The sequence below is a fragment of the Caldibacillus thermoamylovorans genome, from assembly GCF_000751775.1.
Taxonomy (GTDB): domain Bacteria; phylum Bacillota; class Bacilli; order Bacillales; family Caldibacillaceae; genus Caldifermentibacillus; species Caldifermentibacillus hisashii.
In genome coordinates, this window is the sequence record NZ_CCRF01000019.1 from 1 (window position 1) to 7,869 (window position 7,869).

At 37.7% G+C, this 7,869-nt stretch carries 8 protein-coding genes; 7 read left to right on the forward strand and 1 reads right to left on the reverse strand.

The features are described 5' to 3' along the window. The first annotated feature begins 779 nt into the window (after window positions 1-779). The 4 genes from BT1A1_RS02615 to BT1A1_RS02635 all read left to right on the forward strand — a co-directional run bounded on the left by BT1A1_RS02615 (window position 780) and on the right by BT1A1_RS02635 (window position 5,587). Complete coding sequence (locus BT1A1_RS02615; RefSeq protein WP_034767825.1) at window positions 780-1,805, forward strand: LolA family protein; 1,026 nt, start codon at window positions 780-782, stop codon at window positions 1,803-1,805. A gap of 523 nt (window positions 1,806-2,328) precedes the next feature. Further along, window positions 2,329-2,610 (forward strand): CopG family ribbon-helix-helix protein, encoded by a 282-nt coding sequence (locus BT1A1_RS02620; protein WP_034767827.1) that lies wholly within the window; start codon window positions 2,329-2,331, stop codon window positions 2,608-2,610. Window positions 2,611-2,614: 4 nt separating this feature from the next. Further along, window positions 2,615-2,965, forward strand: coding sequence for a type II toxin-antitoxin system PemK/MazF family toxin (locus BT1A1_RS02625; RefSeq protein ID WP_034767829.1), 351 nt, complete (start codon window positions 2,615-2,617; stop codon window positions 2,963-2,965). Window positions 2,966-3,394: 429 nt separating this feature from the next. After that, window positions 3,395-5,587: a Tex family protein gene (locus BT1A1_RS02635; RefSeq protein WP_197057060.1), complete on the forward strand. Its 2,193-nt coding sequence runs from the start codon at window positions 3,395-3,397 to the stop codon at window positions 5,585-5,587. Between the two features lie 236 nt (window positions 5,588-5,823). Here the strand turns inward: BT1A1_RS02635 and cmpA are convergent, their stop codons facing one another. Then, a complete protein-coding gene (cmpA, locus tag BT1A1_RS18430; RefSeq protein WP_095142672.1) occupies window positions 5,824-5,937 on the reverse strand; it encodes a cortex morphogenetic protein CmpA in 114 nt (37 codons plus the stop codon). Between the two features lie 259 nt (window positions 5,938-6,196). On the opposite strand from cmpA, the gene BT1A1_RS02640 reads away from it, so the two are divergent. From BT1A1_RS02640 to BT1A1_RS18435, 3 genes are all read left to right on the forward strand, one after another. Further along, on the forward strand, window positions 6,197-6,658 hold the full coding sequence (locus tag BT1A1_RS02640; RefSeq protein ID WP_034767836.1) for a SprT family protein: 462 nt from the start codon (window positions 6,197-6,199) through the stop codon (window positions 6,656-6,658). A 271-nt stretch (window positions 6,659-6,929) separates the two neighbouring features. Further along, window positions 6,930-7,055, forward strand: coding sequence for a hypothetical protein (locus BT1A1_RS19430; RefSeq protein WP_268753553.1), 126 nt, complete (start codon window positions 6,930-6,932; stop codon window positions 7,053-7,055). A 42-nt stretch (window positions 7,056-7,097) separates the two neighbouring features. Then, window positions 7,098-7,238, forward strand: coding sequence for a hypothetical protein (locus BT1A1_RS18435; protein ID WP_156103153.1), 141 nt, complete (start codon window positions 7,098-7,100; stop codon window positions 7,236-7,238). Window positions 7,239-7,869 lie beyond the last annotated feature (631 nt).

Below are 7,869 nucleotides of genomic sequence, written 5' to 3' on the forward strand. Positions count from 1 at the left end.
TTTTTGGCGACGAGATCTGTTCTCGTCACCATTTTTCGGTGAGAAACGCTCTTTTTTGGCGACGAGCCTCGTTTTCGTCGCCACTTTTGGTAGAGAAACGCTTGTTTTTGACGACGAGCCCGGTTCTCGTCACCATTTTTCGGTGGGAAAAGCATGTTTTTGGCGATGAGCCTCGTTTTCGTCGCCACTTTTGGTAGAGAAACGCTCTTTTTTGGCGACGAGACTTGTTTTCGTCACCATTTTTGAGTGAGAAACGCTTGTTTTTGGCGACGAAACTCATTCTCGTCACCATTTTTCGGTGAGAAACGCTCTTTTTTGACGACGAGCCTCGTTTTCGTCGCCACTTTTGGTTGAAAAAAGCTTGTTTTTGGCGACGAGACTCGTTTTCGTCACCATTTTTGAGTGAGAAACGCTTGTTTTTGGCGATGAGCCTCGTTTTCGTCGCCACTTTTAGTTGAGAAACGCTTGTTTTTGGCGACGAAACTCAATCTCGTCACCATTTTTCGGTGAGAAAGCTTCTATTTTGACGACGAGCCCCATTCTCGTCACCATTATAAGCTTGAATCTCCTTTTTTGTCGGCGAAAACCCACCCGTCTTTGAAATGTTAAACTCAAGTAATGATCATCACTTCAGTAACTTCGAACAGCTGAATACCTGAATACCCAAAATGGACGTCCATTCTTTAGCATATTTGGAAAGTTTGTCTCATATATTCATATTGCAAGAATTAAGGAGACAAGACTTCTCCTCACATGATTGAAATAAAGGGGTTGGAAATATGAAAAAAGGCTGGATTTATCTATTTGCCGGACTGGTATTCGTTATGCTTTTGGCGGGTTGCGGTTCGAAAACGAAGGAAGAAGTCATCCAGGAATTGAATAAGAAAACCGAGGAATTAAAAGGATATAAGCTCGATGCCAAGATGACTTTAACAATGGGGAATGAGGCTCAAGAGTATCAAATTGAAGTGTGGCATAACAAACCTGAATTATACCGGGTCCATATGAAAAATGCCGAACGGGACCAAAGTCAAATGATTTTAAGAAATAAAGAAGGTGTATACGTACTAACACCTGCACTGAACAAAAGCTATAAATTTCAGAGCGAATGGCCGAAAAACAGCAGTCAACCATATTTATACGAATCGCTTGTACAAGATTTATTGAAAGATGATAACGCGAAATTGACTGAAACAGATAAGCATTATGTATTTGAAACAAAAACTCGATACCAATATAATAAAATGTTGCCTTTACAAGAAATTACGTTTAACAAAAAAGATTTTACACCGGTTTCTGTGAAAGTCATGGATTCCGATCGGAACGTGAAGCTTGCTGTTGAATTTTCAAAGGCAGAATTCAATGCAAAATTTGATAATGGTTCCTTTGATTTGAACAGAAATATGACCAGTGCCCAAATGGAAGCTCCTGTGAGTACTGTAGAAAGAGATGCAAATTCTGAGCTAACTGTAAAAATTCCAACAGAAGAAATTGCCGGAACTACACTCGTCGATGAACAGGAAGTCACTACATCTAACGGAAAACGTGTAATTTTAACATATGAGGGTGATAAAGCCTTTACCCTAATGCAAGAACATGTCGAAGTTCTTGAAACATCCAGTATGTCACCAACAGTCGTTAAGGGTGACCCAGTTGATTTAGGCTTCACGATAGGTGCATTGACGGACAATTCCCTGACTTGGACGGACGGTAATGTTGAATATATGATAGCTTCCAATAATTTGACAAAAGAAGAAATGGTAATGTTGGCGAAATCTGTTCAAAATGTTTCTGTTGAGAAGTAATTTTATAAAGATGTAAGTTCATTTGATTGTTTTGATAATGACTTGGTCAAACAGTTTCCAATCATGACAATATAATTTTTTTGTAAAGGGGTCTATCCTGAATTGGGCACCACAAACATCGAGAGTGCGTGTGTGAATTTTTCAGGGTGACCTCTTTATTCTTTACACAACTTCAATCAGTGGGGAAATCGATATCTCCTGCTGATTGCAAAAGGTCTGCGGAGCCCTTCCCAATTTTTCTGTTCTATGATAACCATATACTGAATAATTTCATATTGTGGCTCAAAATTAAACCATATATATTTTTTAACACATTACAGATTATAGAAAGTGACTGGAAAGGTATAAAAGATATTGGGTTTAGAAAAAAATGTCCAAACTGAATGTGCAGCGGTCGAATTTTGCATAAAAACCGACTATTTTGGCTGATAATAGTGAGGAAGTGAAAGAAATGACTTTTCATTATGATAAATAAATGTTACTATGTATAAAGAAGCATAGTGAGTAGTTGGAGGTGTCTTTTGTGTCTGAATCCAGCGCAACACAAGAAATACTAGTGAACTTGCCGCAAAGTCTATTACTGGAGATGGATGGATTTATTAAACAAGAAAATGTGAATCGCGATGAGCTGATTTATCAAGCGACAAAAATGTTTTTACGTGAAAGGAAAAAAAGACACATTCGAGAATCCATGAGACGGGGATATATGGAAATGGCCAAAATTAATTTGACTATTGCATCGGAAAGCTTTCAGGCTGAATATGAGGCAGAACATACAGTTGAGAGACTAGTAAGCGGAGGATAAGCCTTTGATTGTTAAACGAGGCGACGTTTTCTTTGCCGACCTTTCCCCTGTCGTTGGTTCAGAACAAGGAGGCGTCCGTCCTGTTCTCATATTGCAGAATGACATAGGGAATCGGTTCAGTCCAACTGTGATTATCGCAGCGATCACCGCTCAGATTCAAAAGGCAAAATTACCTACACATGTGGAAATCGATGCGAAAAAATACGGCTTTGAACGAGACTCGGTTATACTTCTAGAACAAATTCGGACAATTGATAAACAGCGACTTACCGATAAAATTACCCATCTGGATGAAGAAATGATGGAAAAAGTTGATGAGGCGTTGCAAATCAGTTTAGGATTGATCGAATTTTGAATGAAAACAACAATGACGCTCTTGAATGAAAATCAGAGCGTTTTTTCATACATATGTTTGGAAAAAAGCGGTAAATTCTTTAGGACATCCGAGTGGGAATCCTCCTCTATTCATTAAGGAGATGAAAGCTCGGTCAGATATGATGGGCGAAGGAAAATTCCAAAGAAAGTATCTGAAAGAGTTAAACACTCAATCAGTAGTGGTGTTGGGCACACCTGTGAAGTACCTACAACTTTGTAGGGGTTCCGAAACTCGTTATTTTAATGGCGGGTAGTTCATAGTGGGAAAGGTGTTCATTTCAATGTTTGTTCTGCCAAAAGGTAAGTCATTACGGCTTATCTTTTTTATTTTTCCTAAAGCAATGTGGAAAGCCAAAATTGATTTACTCGCTTTTTTCAATCATAATAAGGTAGTGCTGAAAATGTAATAATGGGAGTGAATACATTGGAGCAAACCATTGATAAACAATCGGAATTAATGAAACAAGTGGCAAAGGAATTAGCCATTAAGCTAACACAAGTAAAAAATGTTATTGATTTAACGAATGAGGGCAATACAATCCCTTTTATAGCAAGATACCGGAAAGAACGGACGGGTGCTTTAGATGAAGTTGTTATCCGTGATATCCTTGATCGTTGGAACTACTTGTTAAATTTAGAAGAACGGAAAGCGGAAGTTATCCGAATTATCGACGAACAAGGAAAATTGACGGAAGATTTGGCGGGAAAAATTGAGAACGCAACAAAACTGCAAGAGGTAGAAGATTTATACCGGCCATATAAACAAAAGCGCAGAACAAAAGCAAGTATCGCCAAAGAACGGGGATTAGAACCGCTAGCAAGTTGGATGATGACCTTCCCGGATACAGGAGAATTGCGAGAGGAAGCCCGTCGTTATATTAATGAAGAACTTGACGTACATACAGAAGAAGATGCCATTACCGGAGCAAAAGATATTATTGCTGAAATGGTTTCAGATGATGCAGAGGTGCGGAAATGGATCCGTTTTGAAACGATGAAACACGGAATAATTGAATCAGCCGTTAAAGATGGAGAAAAGGACGAAAAACAAGTATTCGAAATGTACTATGAATATGAAGAACCTGTCGGAAAAATTGTTCCACATCGGATCCTTGCCTTGAATCGCGGCGAGAAAGAAGGAATTTTAAAAGTTTCTGTAAAACCTGATATTGAAAAAATCATCACTTACTTAAAGCAATCGTTTATTAAAAATGAGCGTTCACCGGTTGCTTCTGAAGTCATGCTTGCGATTGAGGACGGCTATAAACGGTTGATTCAACCCTCGATTGAACGGGAGGTTCGGAATGAATTAACGGAAAAGGCCGAAGAACAGGCAATCCATATTTTTTCTGAGAACTTGCGGAAATTATTACTGCAGCCCCCATTAAAAGGAAAAATTGTCTTAGGTGTCGACCCGGCGTATCGGACCGGCTGTAAATTAGCCGTTGTCGACGAAACAGGGAAAGTTCTTCATATTGATGTCATCTACCCGCATCCACCGGTGTCAAAAAAAGACGAGGCGGAAAATAAAGTAATGGGGATTATTGAAAAATATAAGGTTGAAATGATTGCGATCGGAAATGGAACAGCTTCACGTGAAACCGAAGAATTCATCGCCGATACTTTAAAAAAATTAGGTGGTAGTGATACCTATTATTTGATCGTTAATGAAGCGGGTGCCAGCGTCTATTCAGCATCAGATCTTGCACGGGAGGAATTTCCTGATCTTCATGTTGAAGAAAGGAGTGCCGTCTCAATTGGCCGGAGATTACAAGATCCTTTGGCTGAATTAGTGAAAATTGATCCGAAATCAGTTGGCGTCGGTCAATATCAACATGATGTTTCCCAAAAAAAATTGCAAGAGTCGCTTACTTTTGTCGTTGAAACGGTCGTTAACCAAGTTGGCGTCAATGTAAATACGGCATCCTCCTCGCTTTTGCAATACGTCTCTGGGCTTTCCAAAACGGTAGCCAACAATATTAAAAAATATCGTGAGGAAAACGGGAAATTTAAAAATCGGGATGAACTGAAAAAAATTCCTCGCCTTGGTGAAAAAACATATGAACAAAGTATCGGGTTTCTCCGGGTTGTTGATGGAGATGAACCATTGGATCGCACAAGTATCCATCCCGAAAATTATCCGGTTGTTAGACGTTTATTGGAGAAATTAGGCTTTTCAACAACAGAAATTGGTTCTGAGAAGCTCATTCAACGTTTAAATGCAGTCAATATTAATGATATGGCTGTTGAACTCGAGGTAGGAGAACTTACTTTAAAAGATATTTTCGATGCATTGAAACGACCGGAACGAGATCCGCGTGACGATTTACCAAAACCATTACTTAGAAAAGATGTATTAAAGATGGAAGATTTAAAACCAGGTATGGAACTTCAAGGAACGGTTCGGAACGTTGTCGATTTTGGTGCATTTGTTGATATCGGTGTTAAGCAAGATGGACTCGTCCACATTTCGAAAATGAGTAACCAATATGTTAAACACCCGCTTGATGTTGTTTCCGTCGGTGACATTGTAACTGTTTGGGTGAACGATGTCGATGTGAATAAAGGCCGGATTTCCTTGTCGATGTTAAAGGAAAGTTAAGAGGAAACGGTTTTTGTTCTTGATAAGGAATCATGCATAATCGAAAAGGAAGTCGTTTATTGTTAAATAAAAAACGTTACAGTCACATCATCATGGTCGTATCGCCAGTCACTGAAAAAGTCATTTATTGTCAACTAGAAAGCCCCTTCCGCAAATGTCATTCGGAAGGGGCTTTCATAATGATCTGCATGCCTACCGCAAATCTAATGGATTGCCCGGAACGATGGAAGAAGAAATTAAGAACAATTTTTTCTCATATAAAAATACCAGCACTGATTTAATAACTTAATTTGGTACCGATTTTTCTCTAAAAAAGCCCTTTGCATTTGTTTTTTGAACCAACTCGGCATTAACCACCCCTCCTTTTGAAAGAGGTAATCCTCACGATAATATTTTTGAAAGGAAATTGTACAAATCCACATAACCGAAAAATGAACGTTTATTCCAATTACCTTTTTTATTATTGCAATTCAGGATAGAATCTGTTTAAGGTCAGCTGATGGTACAGTTTTTTAAATGTGTGTATAATTTAATCTATGTTAAAATAGATTGTCAGTGAACTACTTTTATTAAAACACGAAACTTTATAGGTTATAGGTGAAATCAAAAATGAATGATCAGCAACTACAAAATTTAGTTGAAAAAATATCCCTGGAATATTTTAACAGGCAATTCAAACATAAAGCAGTTTTTAATAAAAGACTGCGGACAACGGGTGGAAGATACATACTACAGACCGGTAATATTGAAATTAATAAAAAATATTATGATGTGTATGGAGAAAAAGAATTAATCGGTATCATTAAACATGAACTTTGTCATTACCACCTTCATCAAAATAAAATGGGTTACCGACATAAAGACCAACATTTTAAACAACTTGCCAGTCAAGTCGGTGCTCCCCGATACTGTACACCATTACCTGAAACATTAGAAAGAAAACGGTCAGTGCAAATATATCAATATCAATGCTCTAATTGCGGCCTTATTTATAAGCGGAAGAGAAGAGTAGATACAAATCGCTTTGTTTGCGGGAAATGCGGCGGCCGGTTAGTCAAGGTAGACGAGTAAACACGAAGAGGATAAAACAATTTTTTGTTGATTCTGCTCTAGCACCCTACTTTCGGCACTTGCCTCAGAAACTTTTGGTTTGATTTTGCTTTGTTTACAATTTTTATTGGCTTACTTATACTGCAAGTTTTAAATCAACCGAAAATATCAATTGAAATAATCGTTATTATTAGTACGGTGATTTTTACAGTCTGGCGAATTTGCTTGTTCCAATTGGAATTGACGTTACTATAGTAAAAATCTTTGTTGCATGTGTCGGGATGGTGGAAAAATGGAAATAAGGTGGGATTTATTATTATTGACATGTCCATTGATACTGACGTGGTATGCTCCAATTCAACAGGGAGAATTGGAACCCTTTTTCGATGAACAAGTTATTGAAGATGTCGATCGTTAGGAAATTGATTGCCGTGATTGCCGAGGGGGGCTTTCTTTTATTTTGTCAACGTGGTATAATATAGATAATGCTTTTTCGAACGAACTTGAAATATCAAAAAGGAATAAATGGTTTGGCGTTCTTGGTGAAATCATTAAGAACTTAATCACACTGGATCGACTAAGGAGTCGTAAGGATGTATGAGAGGTAGGGCATACGTCGTTTAGGTTTTAAATAAAGGAATATTACCGCGGCAATTTATCTTGAGATATATAGTAAAAACAAGTTTGAACATATTCGTAAAGTATTTTAAGGCGCCTGAACGGGTGCTTTTTTAATTTTGCTTTAGAGGGAGAGATGGTGAAATTAATCAGGTAATTATTGGAAACAAATAAGCCTCTTTGGACATGGTGTTTTGCAGGATGGTAGCATAGAACTTGAAACTTCTTATTCATCAAAACAATAAAAAGTAGGGTGCTTTTTTGGTTGGTTTTTAATCTAACTGGGGTGAGGGAGGCTATTTTGAAAAAGGAATGTAAAATGAAGGAAAATGTGTTTTTGGGGAGGTGTATGATAAATATTCGGAAATTACATGAAATTTTTCCAATGGATGTGTTGTTACTAGCGGACCTTCTTACGAACATGTTCAGGAATATTTACAAAGGAGTATATTTTATACTTCAACTTAGAACAGCCGTGACTTTAGTCTTAGGATAGATAGTTTTTAAAAAAATTGGGATTGAAAGATAAAAAAGACGTTGACAGACAAATCTTAATAACTGATCGAGCATTTGATTTGCTTTTGTGCTTTTGTTAGGGGCAAAATAAAAAAAAT